The 16,557-nt window shown below is 43.7% G+C and carries 17 protein-coding genes; 8 read left to right on the top strand and 9 right to left on the bottom strand.

Annotation, left to right across the window (positions count from 1 at the left end):
• From AC1DOV_RS31095 to AC1DOV_RS31085, 3 genes are all read left to right on the top strand, one after another.
• Positions 1 to 993, top strand: a 993-nt coding sequence (locus tag AC1DOV_RS31095; protein WP_477551866.1) for a BclA C-terminal domain-containing protein, incomplete at its 5' end; no start/stop codon positions are given.
• Between the two features lie 75 nt (positions 994 to 1,068).
• Positions 1,069 to 2,175 (top strand): glycosyltransferase, encoded by a 1,107-nt coding sequence (locus tag AC1DOV_RS31090; RefSeq protein ID WP_477512206.1) that lies wholly within the window; start codon positions 1,069 to 1,071, stop codon positions 2,173 to 2,175.
• Positions 2,176 to 2,571: 396 nt separating this feature from the next.
• On the top strand, positions 2,572 to 2,985 hold the full coding sequence (locus tag AC1DOV_RS31085; protein ID WP_076271553.1) for an organic hydroperoxide resistance protein: 414 nt from the start codon (positions 2,572 to 2,574) through the stop codon (positions 2,983 to 2,985).
• 67 nt (positions 2,986 to 3,052) lie between these two features.
• Here AC1DOV_RS31085 and AC1DOV_RS31080 read toward each other — a convergent pair whose 3' ends face one another.
• The 6 genes from AC1DOV_RS31080 to AC1DOV_RS31055 form a co-directional block, all read right to left on the bottom strand.
• Positions 3,053 to 3,766: an aspartate/glutamate racemase family protein gene (locus AC1DOV_RS31080; protein WP_339205949.1), complete on the bottom strand. Its 714-nt coding sequence runs from the start codon at positions 3,764 to 3,766 to the stop codon at positions 3,053 to 3,055.
• A 45-nt stretch (positions 3,767 to 3,811) separates the two neighbouring features.
• Positions 3,812 to 4,876 carry a C39 family peptidase gene (locus AC1DOV_RS31075; protein ID WP_477512176.1) on the bottom strand — a complete coding sequence of 355 codons (1,065 nt, stop codon included), beginning with the start codon at positions 4,874 to 4,876 and terminating at the stop codon, positions 3,812 to 3,814.
• 83 nt (positions 4,877 to 4,959) lie between these two features.
• Entirely contained in the window at positions 4,960 to 6,807 is a 1,848-nt protein-coding gene (asnB, locus tag AC1DOV_RS31070; protein WP_477551865.1) for an asparagine synthase (glutamine-hydrolyzing), read from the bottom strand.
• A 39-nt stretch (positions 6,808 to 6,846) separates the two neighbouring features.
• Positions 6,847 to 8,316 (bottom strand): UDP-N-acetylmuramoyl-L-alanyl-D-glutamate--2,6-diaminopimelate ligase, encoded by a 1,470-nt coding sequence (locus tag AC1DOV_RS31065; RefSeq protein WP_339205952.1) that lies wholly within the window; start codon positions 8,314 to 8,316, stop codon positions 6,847 to 6,849.
• A 41-nt stretch (positions 8,317 to 8,357) separates the two neighbouring features.
• Positions 8,358 to 9,545, bottom strand: a complete 1,188-nt coding sequence (locus tag AC1DOV_RS31060) for a carboxylate--amine ligase (protein WP_076271558.1) — start codon at positions 9,543 to 9,545, stop codon at positions 8,358 to 8,360.
• Positions 9,542 to 9,745, bottom strand: a complete 204-nt coding sequence (locus tag AC1DOV_RS31055; RefSeq protein WP_477551864.1) for a hypothetical protein — start codon at positions 9,743 to 9,745, stop codon at positions 9,542 to 9,544. Before AC1DOV_RS31055 ends, AC1DOV_RS31060 begins: the two co-directional genes overlap by 4 nt.
• 350 nt (positions 9,746 to 10,095) lie before the next feature.
• On the opposite strand from AC1DOV_RS31055, the gene AC1DOV_RS31050 reads away from it, so the two are divergent.
• Positions 10,096 to 10,290, top strand: a complete 195-nt coding sequence (locus AC1DOV_RS31050) for an aspartyl-phosphate phosphatase Spo0E family protein (RefSeq protein WP_076271559.1) — start codon at positions 10,096 to 10,098, stop codon at positions 10,288 to 10,290.
• A gap of 6 nt (positions 10,291 to 10,296) precedes the next feature.
• Here the strand turns inward: AC1DOV_RS31050 and tadA are convergent, their stop codons facing one another.
• Entirely contained in the window at positions 10,297 to 10,761 is a 465-nt protein-coding gene (gene tadA, locus AC1DOV_RS31045; protein WP_076271560.1) for a tRNA adenosine(34) deaminase TadA, read from the bottom strand.
• Between the two features lie 200 nt (positions 10,762 to 10,961).
• Here tadA and AC1DOV_RS31040 point away from each other — a divergent pair, with 200 nt between their 5' ends.
• Genes AC1DOV_RS31040 through rluF form a run of 3 tightly spaced genes read left to right on the top strand, consistent with a single transcriptional unit; the run spans position 10,962 to position 14,319 of the window.
• Complete coding sequence (locus AC1DOV_RS31040) at positions 10,962 to 12,788, top strand: ATP-binding protein (protein WP_477551863.1); 1,827 nt, start codon at positions 10,962 to 10,964, stop codon at positions 12,786 to 12,788.
• Positions 12,789 to 12,833: 45 nt separating this feature from the next.
• Positions 12,834 to 13,610: an NAD(P)H-binding protein gene (locus AC1DOV_RS31035; protein ID WP_477551862.1), complete on the top strand. Its 777-nt coding sequence runs from the start codon at positions 12,834 to 12,836 to the stop codon at positions 13,608 to 13,610.
• A gap of 7 nt (positions 13,611 to 13,617) precedes the next feature.
• A complete protein-coding gene (gene rluF, locus AC1DOV_RS31030; RefSeq protein ID WP_076271562.1) occupies positions 13,618 to 14,319 on the top strand; it encodes a 23S rRNA pseudouridine(2604) synthase RluF in 702 nt (233 codons plus the stop codon).
• 75 nt (positions 14,320 to 14,394) lie between these two features.
• Here the strand turns inward: rluF and AC1DOV_RS31025 are convergent, their stop codons facing one another.
• Both AC1DOV_RS31025 and motA read right to left on the bottom strand, forming a co-directional pair.
• Positions 14,395 to 15,228: a flagellar motor protein MotB gene (locus AC1DOV_RS31025; RefSeq protein WP_441912794.1), complete on the bottom strand. Its 834-nt coding sequence runs from the start codon at positions 15,226 to 15,228 to the stop codon at positions 14,395 to 14,397.
• Positions 15,212 to 16,012 carry a flagellar motor stator protein MotA gene (gene motA / locus AC1DOV_RS31020; protein ID WP_477551867.1) on the bottom strand — a complete coding sequence of 267 codons (801 nt, stop codon included), beginning with the start codon at positions 16,010 to 16,012 and terminating at the stop codon, positions 15,212 to 15,214. The genes AC1DOV_RS31025 and motA overlap by 17 nt, the downstream gene beginning before the upstream one ends.
• Before the next feature lie 181 nt (positions 16,013 to 16,193).
• Between motA and AC1DOV_RS31015 the strand changes: the two genes are divergently transcribed.
• The gene (locus AC1DOV_RS31015) at positions 16,194 to 16,487 is read left to right on the top strand and encodes a hypothetical protein (protein ID WP_076271564.1); all 294 of its coding nucleotides are present in this window, start codon (positions 16,194 to 16,196) and stop codon (positions 16,485 to 16,487) included.
• Positions 16,488 to 16,557 lie beyond the last annotated feature (70 nt).

The raw sequence follows: 16,557 nt of genomic DNA, 5'->3' as shown, positions 1-16,557 counted from the left end.
GGCTCCACAGGAGCAACAGGAGCCGACGGTGTAACAGGTGYGACAGGARYGGCWGGRGCAACAGGCGCGACAGGARYAGCAGGAGCAACGGGTGTAACGGGCTCCACAGGAGCAACAGGAGCCGACGGTGTAACTGGTGTGACAGGAACGGCTGGGGYAACAGGCGCGACAGGAACAGCAGGAGCAACGGGTGTAACGGGCTCTACAGGAGYAACAGGAGCCGACGGTGTAACTGGAGCGACAGGAACGGCTGGGGCAACAGGCGCGACAGGAGTAGCAGGAGCAACGGGTGTAACGGGCTCCACAGGAGCAACAGGAGCAGACGGTGTAACAGGTGCGACAGGAGTAGCAGGAGCAACGGGTGCAACGGGTGTAACGGGCTCCACAGGAGCAACAGGAGCTGACGGTGTAACAGGTGCGACAGGGGTAGCAGGAGTAACGGGTGCAACAGGCTCCACAGGAGCAACGGGTGCCACTGGAACGAATGGCGTAACAGGAGCTACCGGTGCCACAGGAGCAACAGGAGCAACAGGAGCAACAGGAGCAACTGGAACTACGGGAGCCACAGGTGTAACAGGTGCTGAACCAACGGCTGATTCGAGTTATGCTGGCAATACGACGGGTGCACTTATCGCTGTTGTGCTCGGAGGAACGAATGTACCACTCCCGAGCGCACAAAACCTAAGCCCAAATATTACCGTAAACGGAGCTAATGATACCTTTACAGTTGTTAATGCAGGCAGATATTATATCACTTATCAGATCAACATCACGGCTGCCTTACTTCTCAGTACTCGTCTTCTAATTAATGGTGCAGCGAATCTTCCTTCTACGATTGCTCCAGTTCTAAGCGTATCAAGCTTTAATAATGATGTTATTGTTACTTTGACAGCAGGCAGTACCATAACGCTTCAAATGTTTGGATTATTAGGAGCAGCAACGCTGTTAGGCGGCGGAGCGGGTGCGGCTTTGACCATCATTCGGGTTAGTTAATAAAGCAGAAGTAACAGGACAATGGCATGAGAATATGATGTATCAATCTAATCGACTCGCGGGAGTGTGGTTTTGTTGATTTCCATCAGCTTGTGCCTCATTGTCAAAAATGAAGAGAAAACGCTCGGTCGATGTCTAGCTTCCATGAAGGATATCGCTGATGAGATTATTATTGTGGATACGGGTTCTACGGATTTAACGAAGCAGGTTGCGAGCGAGTTTACCAATCGCATCGAACATTTTACATGGATCGATGATTTTGCGGCAGCTCGCAACTATGCTTTTTCTTTAGCAACCAAATCCCATATTATGTGGCTGGATGCAGATGATATTTTGAAGGAAATCGATCAGCAGAAACTGCTGGAGCTAAAACAAAATGTAGATCCTGCCGTCGACTCCATTTCTATGGAATACCACTTGGCGTTTGATGAATTCGGTAATGTAACTTCAAAACTAAGACGAAACCGAATTGTAAAAAAATCGCGTGCTTTCAAATGGATTGGTCCGGTGCATGAATACCTTGAAGTTTATGGGGATATATTGAGCAGCGATATCGCCGTAACCCATAGCAGTATACATCATGACAGTGATCGCAATTTGAACATTTATGAGAAACGACTGGCTAAAGGGGAAATCTTTTCTCCGCGCGATTTATTCTATTATGCCAATGAACTTAAGGACCATGGGAAATATGAGGCTGCTATAAGATACTACGAAAAATTTCTTGCGACGGGCAAAGGATGGATTGAGGATAACATTGCTTCCTGCGGCAGGCTTGCGGATTGTTACAGCGAGCTTAATGAAGTACGCAATGTGGTCGATTCGATCTTCCGCTCTTTCCATTACGACAAGCCTCGTCCGGAATTTTGTTGCCGCCTCGGTTATTATTTCTTACAGCGTCAAGAGTATAAGCTGGCAATTTATTGGTATAAATTAGCGCTGAGCACAGAGAAGCCGGAGCAGAACTGGGGCTTTGAGAATTTAGCTTGTTCTACATGGCTGCCGCAGCTGCAGCTATGCGTTTGTTACGATGGCATAGGTGATTACGAAGCCGCTTACGATCACAATGAGAAAGCAGCACAATTTAGGCCGACAGATGAGCGCATTTTGGCAAATCGTGATTATTTGAACAAACGGTTAGGAAAGAAAACAATCGAGATTAGTCTAGAACCCTCAACTTAATGGGTAACAGAGCGAATTTCTAAGATCGGATGAGGATTCCAATTTCAACTGAATATAATTAAACAACAAGATTTCTTCCCGTTAATTTGGGAGGAAATCTTTTTTTGTTAGTTCAGCATATTTCACTTCGCACTATTGACATCGCCTATGAGCGAGTGTATATTATATTTTATCAAATTAAATTGTATAAAATACAAAATCTTCGCTGCACCAAATTGCATGAGGAGAATAGAGAAGGCTCTCTTTGGCAATAAGAAAACAAGATGTTAATTCAAGTAACGGAGGTTAAATAAAAAGCCATTGTCGATAAGGTGCTTTTTCATGAGGAGCTTCAAGGTCTAGAACTTGCAAAGTAACGTTTAAACAAAAATAAAAACCTAAACGGAGGAATTAATGATGCAAAACTTATACACAGCTACGGTAACGGCAACAGGTGGAAGAGATGGGAAGCTTGTTTCAAGCGATAATATTTTGAATGTAGATGTGAGAGCTCCTAAAGAGCTTGGAGGAGTGGGTGGCGCAACGAACCCGGAGCAATTGTTTGCAGGAGGTTACGCAGCTTGCTTCGAGAGTGCTCTTAACGTTGTATGCCGGATGAAGAAAATTAAAGTGGAGAAAACCGAAGTAACCGCTCATGTTACGCTTGGCAAGGATGCAGATGGCGGATATGAGCTGGCTGTGAAGCTGGATATTGCGCTTGAGGGCGTTGAAGCAGACGTAGCGAAGGAATTGGTCGAAGCCGCTCATCAGGTATGTCCGTATTCTAGAGCCACTAGAGGCAACATTAATGTAGAACTAAATCTTCTTTAATCTAAAATAATACAAGCCCAAAGCACAAAAAATCCGGAGAATGATCTCCGGATTTTTTGTGATGCTCTTATTTCGCGATGGTTTGTTTGCCCGATAGCTCAATAGATCTTTGTACAAGCACCGTCATTGCATCTACACAAAAGGCTGCGACGTCTTTTTGGATCGGTATACAGGATAATTCCGTGCAGGCGATGATCACACACTGGCACTCATCCTGCACGAGCAAGTGGTTAATGATGCCTTCAAACTCGGAAGGCTCAACAGGCAAATTGCGTTTGACCTTGTTGTAGATAATGTCCATCACATGCTCCTGAATGGCTTCTTCAGGCTCGTGAAGGTGCATATTATACTGATTGCAGCCATGACGATACACGCCGCTGCTAACCGTTCCATTTGTAGCTAAAATACCAATCTTGCAGTGTTCTCCAAAGGTGTCATGGATCTTTTTCAGCGTCTCATCCACCATGTTGATTATATTTATGCTTGTCATTTGCTGCATATCATTATAGAAATAATGCGACGTATTGCAAGGAATCGCAATATTAGATACGCCTGCTGCCTCAAGGATTTTGAAATCTTTAGCAACCGCTTTGAGAAACAACTCGCCTTTGTTTTCTAATATGACACCTGTTCGATCTGGCAAAGTGGCATGATTGAGAATGACGATATCAATATGCTCTTGATCACGGTCTGCTGCCGTTTGCTCGATAATCATATCGAAAAATACGGATGTTGCTTTTGGGCCCATCCCGCCTATGATGCCTAAGCTTTTAGCTTCCATTGCCTCAACCTACTTTTGATGAAGTGTTTAATTGAAATGATTTAGTTATTCAACGATCATAGCATGGCTTCCCATTGCGTCATAGCTGTTAAAAAAAGTGTCTGCATCGTAAGTAACTTGTCCTTTTAACGGATTCATTACATGTACTTTACCATCTTCATATCCATTTAGGACAACCACGTGCAAATTAATAGGAGCTGAATAATATTCACCAGTATCACTGAAATACCAAGCGTAATTCATTTTTGGCGGCGTGAGATCAAGCGTAATCCAAGTTACGACAGGGATCCCATTATTAAGCTGCTCGATGATTTCCTCCCGAGTGCTGCCGCTAATATCTGAAGTACTGTTGCTGCGCCCTGCGACATCAAAATACAAGTTAGCCGCCTCCACGATAGGAGGAGCAAAACTGAAAAATCCGCCCTTTAACGACCTAGGTTCGCCAGCGTATGATTTATAGGGATCAGGCCCATACAATTTATTGTTTTTGGTGATAAAAGCTTGCTTCGGCAAATAATTATCCGACATTTCTGTTTTGGTAACGTCATATCCGTAATAATTGAGTACCGCGGTTAATGAAGTAATTTCACAGCCGTTAGGCAGCTCAGGCTTCTGCATGATGGTATCGACATCGATATAAACCTTCTTAATAGTTATGGAGCCATCAGCTGCCCGCTCATAATCCTTCACATATTCAAACGTTTTGTTGGTGGTTGTCAGCTCTTGTGCAGGGCCTTTAACCGCTATTTGATGCTCTTCCTCCGACAGCTGATAAGGCCTGCCGACCTTCTGTTGTTTTATCTTATAGCTGGTACCGTAATCGAGCAAAATAGATGTTGCTTTACCCATTTCGTCTGTTGTCATGGTGCCGATAACCGATCCGCTATTAGCAGCGGTTATTGTATATACAGCATCTTTAATCGGCTGCTGCGTTGCTTCGTCTTTGCTTATTATTGTAATTGTTCCTTGCTCTATTTCTGGAGTAGGGGCAGTCGTTTGTGTAGAATCGACTTTCTCATTGAATACAGGTTTTGCATCTTCTTTCGTAAACAATGTATAAATAAAAAATATAATACCCAATAACACCAGGAGCTTGATCATTCTTTTCATGTTGGTGGCTCCTTCACTTTATAGCCGTAATAGTTATGCGACAGTGTGTAACGAGCAGGCAGCCGGTGGCTGCCCCATGCCTGTTACGCTTGCTCGAAGAACGTCTTATGCCATATAAGGAACACATACACTGTCCAAATGTATCTAGCGTAGTTCTGCTTGCCTGAATAATGCGAATCCAGATATTTCATCAGCTCATCGGTATGAAAGAACAGCTTCGCTCGGTCCGAGAGAAACATGTCCTTAACGAGCTTATAATATTTCTCTTGTCTTAGCCAGTGCCTAATAGGTACAGGAAAACCAACCTTTGGTCGATTCGCCCATTCATCGGGAAGTACTTCCTTCGCAGCTGTACGCAGTGCATACTTCGTATTGCTTGGATGTACACGAAGATCAGTAGGCAGCTTGGAAGCCAGATCCATAACCACTTTGTCTAAAAATGGAACTCTCAGCTCAATGGAATGGGCGAGGCTCATTTTGTCTGCCTTAAGAAGAATATCTCCCGGAAGCCAAAGCTTCAGATCGAGATATTGCATTTTGGTTATATCATCTTTGCCCCGCACTTGATCATATACAGTCTTCGTAATGCTTTGTACGGATGGTCCTTGCTTATATTCGTCCTTCAATACGGCTAAGGCATCAGCTTCTTCAAACACATGCGCTTGACCGATAAAACGTTCCTCAACCCGCTGTCCGCCTTTTACGACAAAGGAGGTGATTCTGTTTTTGGACAGCTTGCCGCTTAATAATGATAACGGCCGCCTGATTGCAAACGGAAGCTTCTTGTATTTTTTCATCGCTGGTGTCGTATCGTACCAATCATAACCGCCAAAAATTTCGTCTGCGCCTTCTCCAGAGAGCACCACGGTCACATGCTTGCTCGCAAGCTCTGCTAGGAAATAGAGGGGCACGGAGGATGGGTTGGACTGCGGTTCGTCCATATGATACTGAATCGTTGGCAGCATCTTGAAGCACTCATCCGCTGAAACCAGTCGTTTATAGTTTTCGATGTTTAAAATTTCTGACAAATCCTCTGCGAGGTTCGTCTCATTAAAGTTGCCTTCATAATCCTCAAAGCCGACGGAAAATGTTTTGTTTGGTTTTAGCAAAGCGGTAATATAACTGGAATCAATGCCTCCGGACAAAAAAGACCCGACCGGCACATCGCTAATTTGGTGATAGGCGACTGATTCTTTTACTGTGCTTTTAATTTGGTTTACGTAATGGGACAGACTGTTCGGTTCTTCTGCAAAGTTAACGTCCCAATAAGGCTTCACTTCTAGCTTGCCTTGTTTGTAAAGCATATAGTGACCAGGCTTCAGCTTGTACACGCCTTTAAAAAACGTTTCATCAAGCACGGAGTATTGAAAGGTCAGGTAAGGCTTGAGCGCATCCTTGTTCAACTCTTTGCGAAAGGCAGGCTGCTTTAAGAAAGCTTTGATTTCAGAGCTGAATAGGAAGGAATTATCCGTTGTGTTTTGTGTATAATACAACGGCTTTATGCCAAAGAAATCCCTGGCGAGAAACATCGTTTCCGTATTCGTATCCCATATCGCAAAAGCAAACATGCCTCTTAGCTTCTGGAGCAGCAAGGTTCCATACTCTTCATAAGCATGAATGATAACCTCGCTGTCCGTATGGCTAACAAAGGTATGCCCGCACTGAATCAACTCTTCGCGCAGCTCTTGATAATTGTAGATTTCTCCATTAAATACAAGAACACAGCTTTTATCCTCGTTGTAAATCGGTTGGCTGGCTTCTTCAGACATATCTATAATTTTGAGGCGTCTAAACCCTAAAGTTACTTCCTCATCTGAATAGATACCGCCACTATCGGGACCTCTATGAACGATCATATCCATCATGTCTTTAATAATGGCTACTTGATCAACGTCGGGACGACTATCTGCAAAACCTACAAAACCGCACATGTGGAATACCTTTCATTAACTATATTGTTTTAAGCGCAGTCACATCGTTTTTAATTTGATTTCCCTGACGATTTCCGATTCATTAAATGGGATTTCCGTTTTCCCAATAATTTGCGACGTTTCATGACCTTTGCCGGCTATGAGAATGACATCGTCTTTTCTGCTGATATCAATGGCAAAAGCAATAGCGTCTCTCCGGTCGATAACGGCCTCATAAGCTCCGTTATAAGCTTCGACTCCTTCAATAATTTCCCTAATAATCAGGTTATTATCCTGCTCCTTGGGATTATCAGAGGTGATTACGGAAAAATCAGCAAATGTAGCGGCTACCTTAGCCATCGCTCTACGTTTCTCTGTGCCTGATTCCCCATCAGATGCGTAAACGCCGAACACGAGAATGATTTTGCCTTTGGTAAAAGGCCTGATTGTTTTTAATGCCTTCTCTAGGCTGTCCTCGGTATGAGCAAAATCGACGATGATCTTCGTATCCTCATCTTGATAAACAACTTCCAGCCGGCCTTTAATGCCCTCAACAGCCAAAATGCCGTCTGCAATTTGCTGTAGAGTAAATTGATTGCAATAAGCTGTTGCAATAGCGGCTAGACTATTATATACGTAGATCGTCCCAGGCAGGTTTACTTTAATTGCGATGCTGCCCTTTGGCGTATTTACATTATAAGTCGTATAGTCGGCATAATAAGTAATATCCGTCGCGTAAATGTCAGCTTCCTGCTCAATGCCATAAGTAACCAGCTTTGGACCTTTATGCTGCAATCGGTCAATGAGAATACGGCCAAATTTATCATCTGCATTAATAATGTTAAAGTCCGTCGTCATGTCGAACAGCAAGGCCTTCGCTTCGAAATATTCCTCCATCGTATGGTGAAGCTCCAAATGATCCGGCGTTAGATTTGTGAAAATGCCAGTTTTGAAGCTGGAATGAGCAACGCGTTTCAAATTGAGCGCATGCGAAGAAACCTCCATGACGCAATGCTTCATATGTGATTCGATCATATCGGCGAAGATTCGTTGCAAATACAGCGATTCCGGCGTCGTATTTTTATTTTGAATCAGCTTGTCGCCGATAACTGTGCCGATCGTGCCGATAATTCCGAGGGCTGTCCCCGTTTGCTCGAATATAGATTTTAGAAAATATGTGGTCGATGTCTTCCCGTTTGTTCCAGTGATGCCGAGAAGATTCATTTGCTCAGTCGGGCGATGATAGAAGTTTGCAGATACCAGGGCGAGCGCCTCACGCGTGTCGTTAACTTGCAGCACCGTTATTCCTGCTGGCACATGAACATCCTTCTCGACAATAACGACGGTCGCACCAAGTGCGATTGCTTTTTCGATGAAATGGTGTCCATCAACCGAAAAGCCCGTTATCGCGACAAATACGCCATTGGCTGAAGCTTCCCTCGAATCAAAGGCAATGGAGCTTACTTCAATATGCAAATCGCCTTTCACGAGCGTGTAATCCAGATCTTTCAGTAAGGAGGTCAATAACATACGATCAGCTCCATTCTATTACCTATTACTATTTTTGCAGGCTATCTTCTTAGAAGCTTTTTCGTAAGCTTGCCACCGATGATAGCCGCATAGGAAAAGGCTGGTTTCGGGTCCTTCCAATCCCAGATCGCATAAGCTTTCGGTTTAAACAAGGATACGAATACTTGCTTCCAAGTCAATTGACCCGTCTTGATGTAATCGCGAACAGCAAGCATGTCCTCATATCCGTACCAGAAAACACGGTTCGTATTCTCTTTGACGGCTTTGGGAGGCACAAGGTTGCCGCCAGTTAACTCTTGGTAAGTAATCCATGGAATATTTACCCCAACTCGGTACAGCAGGTTGTTCAGGTTGGTAATCCGGCAATTGACTTCGATTAAATAAAAACGGCCAGTTTCGGCGTCTTTTTTGAATTCAATTTCCGCGAAGCCTTTCCATTTCATCTTCTCTAGAAAAGGAGCTCCGATATCGAACAGCTCTTGTACGTATCTCTGCCCTGTATACACCGATGCGCCGAAGTTAATCGGATATTGGCGGAATTTTTGACAAGTGACCCAGTGAGTGACCTTTGAATCTTGGTTTAAATACGCGTCGAACGTATACATATGATCGTCGAAACCCGGGATGATACGCTGTACGATGACTTCCAAGCTCGCTTCCTTCGCTTTGGCCAGCGCTTGTTCGAGCTCAGCGCGGCTGTGTACCTTAAATAGCTTGCGTCTAAACTTGGCAACGAAGGATGGAGAATCTGTTGGTTTGACGATACAAGGATATTTAATGATTTCGTCGATCTTCTCAAAAAAACGATCTTCGTCTACACGGACCGTTTCGGGAACAGCTACGCCATTTTCTAGAGAAAGGCGCTGCAGCACCTCTTTATTCATCATATCCGAGTATATGCCCGGAATGTCTTGTGGTATGAGATAGTGTTCTCTAAGCTCTTCCAAATGCTCATCGATAACCTCAAGATAAGAATCGTGGCATGGAATAAGGACAGGAGGAGCGCTTTGCTTGCGGGCATATTCCTTCAAGAAACGAATGAACGCTGCCGTGTCTTCTTTATAATGAGGAGAGATTAGTCTCTCAGACGTATATTTTGAATCGGCGCCATAGGTATCTTTAGTCGAATAATCTACGGCAACCGTATGTACACCGTTAATGCCTAGGCAACGAATGGTGCTTAAACCTATATAATAATTACAACCCAAAATTACTGCTTTATTATTCACAAAGGCACATCCCGACATCCTAATTTATGTTCATTTCCCTGTATTACGACTAATGTTTTAAATAATTTTACTTCATACTTTCTTATAATACAAATGGATTTATCCTCATAATAGCTACAAAGATGTGGAGGATTTGGACCAAATCCGAGGCGCATGCTGCCGCTTAAAACAGCTTCTTTATCAGCCGTTTTTTCTGGCATTCGACACCATTACCCGTAAATCGCTGAAACCATTTATCGGAATTTTTAACATTAAAGCACTTGATGAGCGTTATTAGCATATTTGTGATTTTATTAACATTTTTCAATTATTCATATATATGTATATTTTACTATTCTGTATTTAACGCAAGTAACTTTTTCCATATATTGATCGATTTTACTAGTTAAAAAGAACTAGAAATTGGATAAAATAACTTCATTTTGTCGAATAATGCCCGAAAATTGTCTACGTTCGTCGACAAGTTTTTACAAACTCCTTATTGCTCTACGAGTATAATAGAAGCATTACCACACGAGTGCTAGATAAGGAGCGTGCCCCGAAGCGAGCTATGGACAAAAAACACTTGCTTAAACAATTGCAGTCGTTGCGGCTAAAGCTTCATGAAATAGCCGAAGCGCGCGGCAGTCTGACAGATCCGGATGTTCTAGCGATTAGCGAAGAGGCCGATCAACTAATTGTTGCGTTACAGCATATACAAAGAAACGAGCTAACACATATTACGATACGCCGCGACGATATGTAGAGAATATTATCTCTCTCGAAGCCGTCGGAAAAATTGAGTCAACAGGTTTGAGCATTCAGGCTGTAAAATACCACTAGTGAGCTCCGTTTCATGGTTGAAACGGGGCTCTTGCAGTAAATTCATGAGCGTCCCAGCACATCCAGCCTTCGGGTCGGTTGTTCCATAAACGACACGTTTAACCCGAGATTGAACAATGGCGCCGGCGCACATTGGACAAGGCTCCAACGTGACATACAATGTACAATCTAATAATCTCCATGCGCCGATGCGATCGCAGGCGTCACGAATAGCTACCATTTCGGCATGAGCGGTTGGATCAAACCTCGTCTCACGCAAATTGTAGCCTCTTCCGATGATTTCATTGTTTCTGACGATAACAGCCCCGATAGGAACCTCTCCAATTTGCTCGGCTTTTTTGGCTTCTTCAATAGCTTCCAGCATCCATTTCTGATCTTCTTGCTCTCTTGTCATATACAATAACTCCTTTACTATTTATTCATTATACAACGAACAAATATTCCGTTGTTAACATGTCGTGGATAACATTGTGGATAACTATCATGATATACACATAAATACTCACAATTTATTCAGAGCTGTGCACAGTAATTGTGGATATTGTGTATAAGTTGTTAATAAAAACGTTTTTGTGTAAAAGGATGTGTCATTCATTGTCAATAAAGATGAAATTTTCAGTCTTGATCACGCTTATCGTTTTGACGTTTTTTATATTCCAACACATGCTTAGTGAGTATTCGATGATTCAAAGCATGCGTGAGCAAGCAAAACGAGCGATGCACGATACTTCCATGCATGTGGCGAACACATTTTCCTCTTACGAGAAGAAGTCAGGTTCAGGCTATATCTTTCCGGAGAAGGATCGCTCAGGCCCTGGGCATATCTTTGATATCGTAAAAACATTAAATCCAAATATAAATGAAATTACAGTATTTGAGCAAGATACGTTGGCTGTGCGTTACGGTACTTACACGTATTTGGATTCAAATAGCGATCAATCTATTATAACCGATGTGAAGAAAACAGGTTTTGAGCTTCGAAAGATGGAGATCAACGGAAAATGTTATTTTAGAAGTTATTATTACACGAAGCAGATGGGTAATTACATTATAAGTGTCGTTTATGACAAAAAGGGAATTAATGAGCTTATCGCGGAGAAGCGAAATGATTCATTCATTTATACGGGCATATCGATGGTGCTCGTCCTCTTTATTAGCTATTGGCTGGTAGGAGTAATGATTAGACCCTTAAAAGATATATTATGGAAGGTTAACGAGGTTTCATCTGCAAGGTTTCAACAGCCGATTCGAATTAAACGCAAGGATGAATTCGGCTTGCTGGCTCTTAAGGTCAATGCGATGTCGCAAAATCTAAGTATATATATGAACAAGCTGCGCAGAGCGTTTGAGGAAAACCGCCGGATGAAGGAGCATTTGGAGTCATTTATTAATCACACGAGCGATGCGATTCATCTTATTGATTTGGATGGTAAGGTTATTCAAGTAAACCGTGCTTTCGAGCTGCTCTTTGGTTATGAGGAAGAAGAAGCAATTGGTCTCATAAATCCTATTCTTCCCGACTCTCATCATGCAGAGATGAGGGATATGTTAAACCAGATCTTGTCGGGCAAAGTACTGCCAGCTCAGGAAACGATACGAATGACAAAGCTTGGAGAGCTGATACCTGTAAGTGTAACCATATCGCCAATTCGTGATTCGGACGGAACGATTCGTGCCTTTGCCAGCATTTCAAGAGACATGAGGAGCCGTAACAAAATGGAAGAGCTGCTGCGCAGGTCGGAGAAGCTGACGACAGTAGGGCAGCTAGCAGCAGGTGTAGCCCATGAAATTCGCAACCCGCTGACGACGCTGCGCGGTTTCCTGCAGCTCCAGCAGGAGAGCAAGAAGCTGGCGCTTTCCCACGTAACGCTTATGTTATCGGAGCTTGACCGGATCAATCTCATTGTTGGCGAGTTTCTCATTCTTGCGAAGCCGCAAGCGACGAGGTTTGTCACCAAGGACATACGGGATGTACTGCAAGATGTTATTGCGTTAATGAACAGTGAGGCACTTCTTCATAATATCGAGTTTTGTGTTACTCTAACCGATGATTCTTGCTTAATTTCATGTGAAGAAAATCAATTGAAGCAAGTGTTTATTAATTTGCTGAAAAATGCGATTGAAGCGATGCCAAGTGGTGGACGAATCCATATTCATATTAACCATAAACGGGAATACATTTCGATCACGATAACGGATGAAGGAATGGGCATCCCGGACGATATGATACCGAAAATTGGAGATCCCTTTTTTACAGCGAAGGAAACGGGCACAGGGCTCGGCATTATGGTTAGTCAGCGTATTATTAACAGCCACCGCGGAACGATGGATATTAAAAGCCAGGTTAATGTCGGAACAACGATACATTTGCTGCTGCCAGCTTTGAAAGAAACACGGGAGAGCGGTATACTGGAAGCATAAGCACAGATCGGGCTTCTAACTGAAAAGTAAGAGGAGGGATTCTCGTTGAAGCAGGAATCTTCTGTAGATGGTTCATGGCAAAAAGGGAACGTGCTTCATGATGCTTCAGGCTACAGCGCCTTACTCGTAGGAACTACTGGTTTGATCGGAGCAGCTTTGCTCCGGCAGCTGCTTCATGATCCGCTGGTGACGATGGTAACCGTTATTGTAAGGCGGCCGCTAGAGACGAAAACTTTGGGCAGCGCAAATGAGCTCTCCAAACTGAATATGATCGTCACCGCCTTTGATGATTTGGATCAAACGCTGGAGCAGGTACATGCAGATGTCGTGTTTTGTACGCTTGGCACGACGATTAAGGTTGCGAAGACGCAAGAAGCCTTTCGCAAAGTAGATTACGAATATCCGCTCACGCTTGCCCGGTTTGCAGAACGCACGAATGCTTCTTTATTTTCTATCGTGACGGCTATGGGGGCTTCCTCCAGTTCAAAAATATTTTACAGCAGAGTGAAAGGGGAACTGCAGGATGCGATTGCTAAGCTGTGCATTCCGCTAGTTCAAGTGTTCCAACCCTCGCTTCTGCTTGGCGAAAGACCGCAGGCTCGACCTGGTGAAGCGTTTGGAGCTGTCGTTTCGAAAGGGCTGCAATTTGCGATGGTTGGTCCGCTGCGCAAGTATCGGCCGATTAAGGGCGAGGATGTAGCTTTGGCAATGAGAAGAGCGGCGGGACAAGCTGGACAAATGAAGGCAGCAAGCAAGTCATCGATGATTCAATATTATTCATCGGACAAAATTGCCGACTTGGCATTACATACAACGGGGTGAAGCAGCTTTGAGAATCAATAAGTTTATTAGTGAAACAGGTTATTGCTCCAGACGTGAGGCGGATAAGCTAGTAGACAGCGGACGTGTTACGATCAATGGAGAAAAGGCACAGCTCGGCAGCCAAGCTGAAATAGGTGACGATGTACGTGTTGATGGCCGCAAAATCGGCGAGCAAAAAAATCATGTTTATATTGCGCTTAATAAGCCGGTAGGCATTACCTGTACAACCGAGCTTCATATTAAAGGCAATATTGTTGATTTTGTTGGTCATGAGGAGCGTATCTTCCCGATCGGGAGGCTGGACAAGGATTCGGAGGGATTAATTCTTCTCACGAATGACGGTGATATCGTCAATCCGATTCTACGCTCGGAGGGCAAGCATGAGAAAGAATATTTGGTTACTGTAGATAAACCGATGACAGAAGCGTTCTTAAAAGGAATGGCAAGCGGAGTTCATATACTAGGCAGCATGACATTGCCATGTGTTGTAACAAGAGTGACGGACCGCGTATTCCGCATTATTTTAACGGAAGGCCGCAATCGTCAAATTCGTAGAATGTGCGAAGCATTCGGTTATCATGTTCGGAGACTGCAGCGGCAGCGTATTATGAACATCCAGCTCGGCGGTCTTCATGTTGGCAAATGGCGTGATTTGAGCGAAGCCGAGAAGGCGACTTTGTTCGAGACATTAAGTTATGAGCCGGTCTAAGCAGGAAACATTCATTCGTATAACGACAAAAAAACCTGAATCACACGCTTAGGGCGAGTTGATTCAGGTTTTTAATTATGGTTTTTTTACATTTAACTGCTGGGCATTCGTGACATCAGTGTACGTATGGATGATCGAAACCTCTACACGACGGTTTTTGGATTTGCCTGCAACCGTCTCGTTGTCGGCAACAGGACGATATTCACCGTAGCCGATAGCGCTAAAGCGCTCGGGTTTAAGTTGTTTATTTTCGAGCAAAACGTCCAAGAAACGAATCGCCCTCATAGAGCTCAAATCCCAGTTTGATTTAAATTGGTAAGTCGAGATCGGCGTTGTATCGGTATGACCGGAAACGATGACCTCATAATCAGGGTACTGCTGCAGCATTTTGCTGATCGCAACGGCAAGCTCCTTCGATTCAGGCTTAACAGTTGCTTGTGCCGGTGCAAATAATGCGTTGTCGCTAATCGTAATCATCAGCTGTGAGAGATTTAACTTCGTCTCAAGATCAGATGTCAGGCCGTTTTTCTTAATATAGGCATCTACTTTTTTCTTCAGATCCTCGAGATCCTTCTGCTCCTGCTTAATAAGTTCCTCGCGAGCTTTCTCTTCATCTGATTGATTTTTGTTTACATCCTTGTCGGGAAGCTTGCCGCCTTCTTCTTTTTGCTTCTTCCCGTCATCCTCGCCGCTTTTCACAGCGGACGTTTCGGTTAGAATACCGCTGCCAGTGCTGAGTGCTAAACTAAATGCTTTCGACATTTCTTCAAACTTCTTTACGTCGACGGAGTTCATGGAGTACAACACGATAAAAAGTGCTAGCAGCAGGGTGAGCAAATCGGCGTAAGGAATGAGCCATGATTCATCCACATGCTCCTCGTGTTCTTCATGTCTATGCTTTCTGCTCAACGGCGCCTTCCTCCTTTTCCCTCATCTTCAATCTTTCTGTAGGTGTAAGGAAAACAGATAGCTTCTGATTAATAGCGATCGTTGATACGCCGGATTGAATAGAAAGAAGGCCTTCCACCATCATAAGACGGATTTGAATTTCTTTCTTAGACATGCGCTTCAGTTTATTAGCAATAGGATGCCATAATACATAACCTGTAAAGATACCAAGAAGTGTTGCGATAAAAGCGCCTGCGATGGCATGTGCGAGTTTTCCCATATCGCTCATATCAGCAAGTGCGGCAACGAGGCCGACAACTGCTCCGAGTACCCCAAGTGTAGGGGCATATGTACCTGCTTGCGTAAAAATAAGTGCTCCCGCTTTATGGCGGTCTTCTGTTGCGGCAATATCCTCAAGTAAAACATCGCGTACAAAATCTTGGTCATTTCCGTCAATAATCATACGCATGCCGTTACGAAGAAATGTATCTTCAATCTCGTCAACTTTTGCTTCAAGAGCGAGCAAACCCTCGCGACGTGTAATGGAAGCCCATTCCATGAAGCGCTGAATCAGCTCATCACGGATAGGCAGCTTTTGCTCAGTGAACACCATTTTGAATAGTTTACCGACTTTGGATAGCTCGGACATCGGGAAGGCGATCATGACGGAGGCTATAGTTCCCAAAATAATAATCATAAAAGCAGCTGGATTTGCAAGAGAGGACAGGTGTGCTCCCTTTAAAACCATGCCTCCAAGTACAGCGACTAATCCTAGCACCAAACCAATAATTGTTGAATTTTTCATCATACACCCCGTCCAATACATTTTCGACATTTCTCTACTTCTTATATTATCGACAAATGGGTATTCTGAAGTTAGAGTATATGGAATGATTTAAGGCGAATGCGTTAAAAAATGATAAAATGCGGTAGAATAGTAGAGAGATATGTACAAAAAATGACGATAGCAAAGGTGGTATACGCAAATGGGCGTAAGACATGCAAGAGAATATTCAGATATATTGAAGGATTTTACAGCAGCTGTGGCTGAAATTGAGAATAGCTATACTTTTTTTGAAATGGAACCAGATGAATGGGCTCAGCTGCCTGTAAGCGATCGGCATGAAGTGATGGAGGCTTTGGCGGATGATGTTTTCTTTGGGCTAGGAGAGAATCCGGTCATTGAGGTAGGCAGCGGTGTCATTACGTATAATAGCAAACATCACATCATAGAGGTTTCACAAGACGATAAGGTGACCCAAATCATTAGATTGATATAAGCATTCGGCATAAAACTTCATATAAGTAGTGCTCCTGTCGGATCTTTACATTTTATGTCGACTCTATTAC

The sequence above is a fragment of the Paenibacillus sp. 01T47 genome (assembly GCF_056398245.1).
This window is presented reverse-complemented; position numbering and strand designations above follow the sequence as displayed.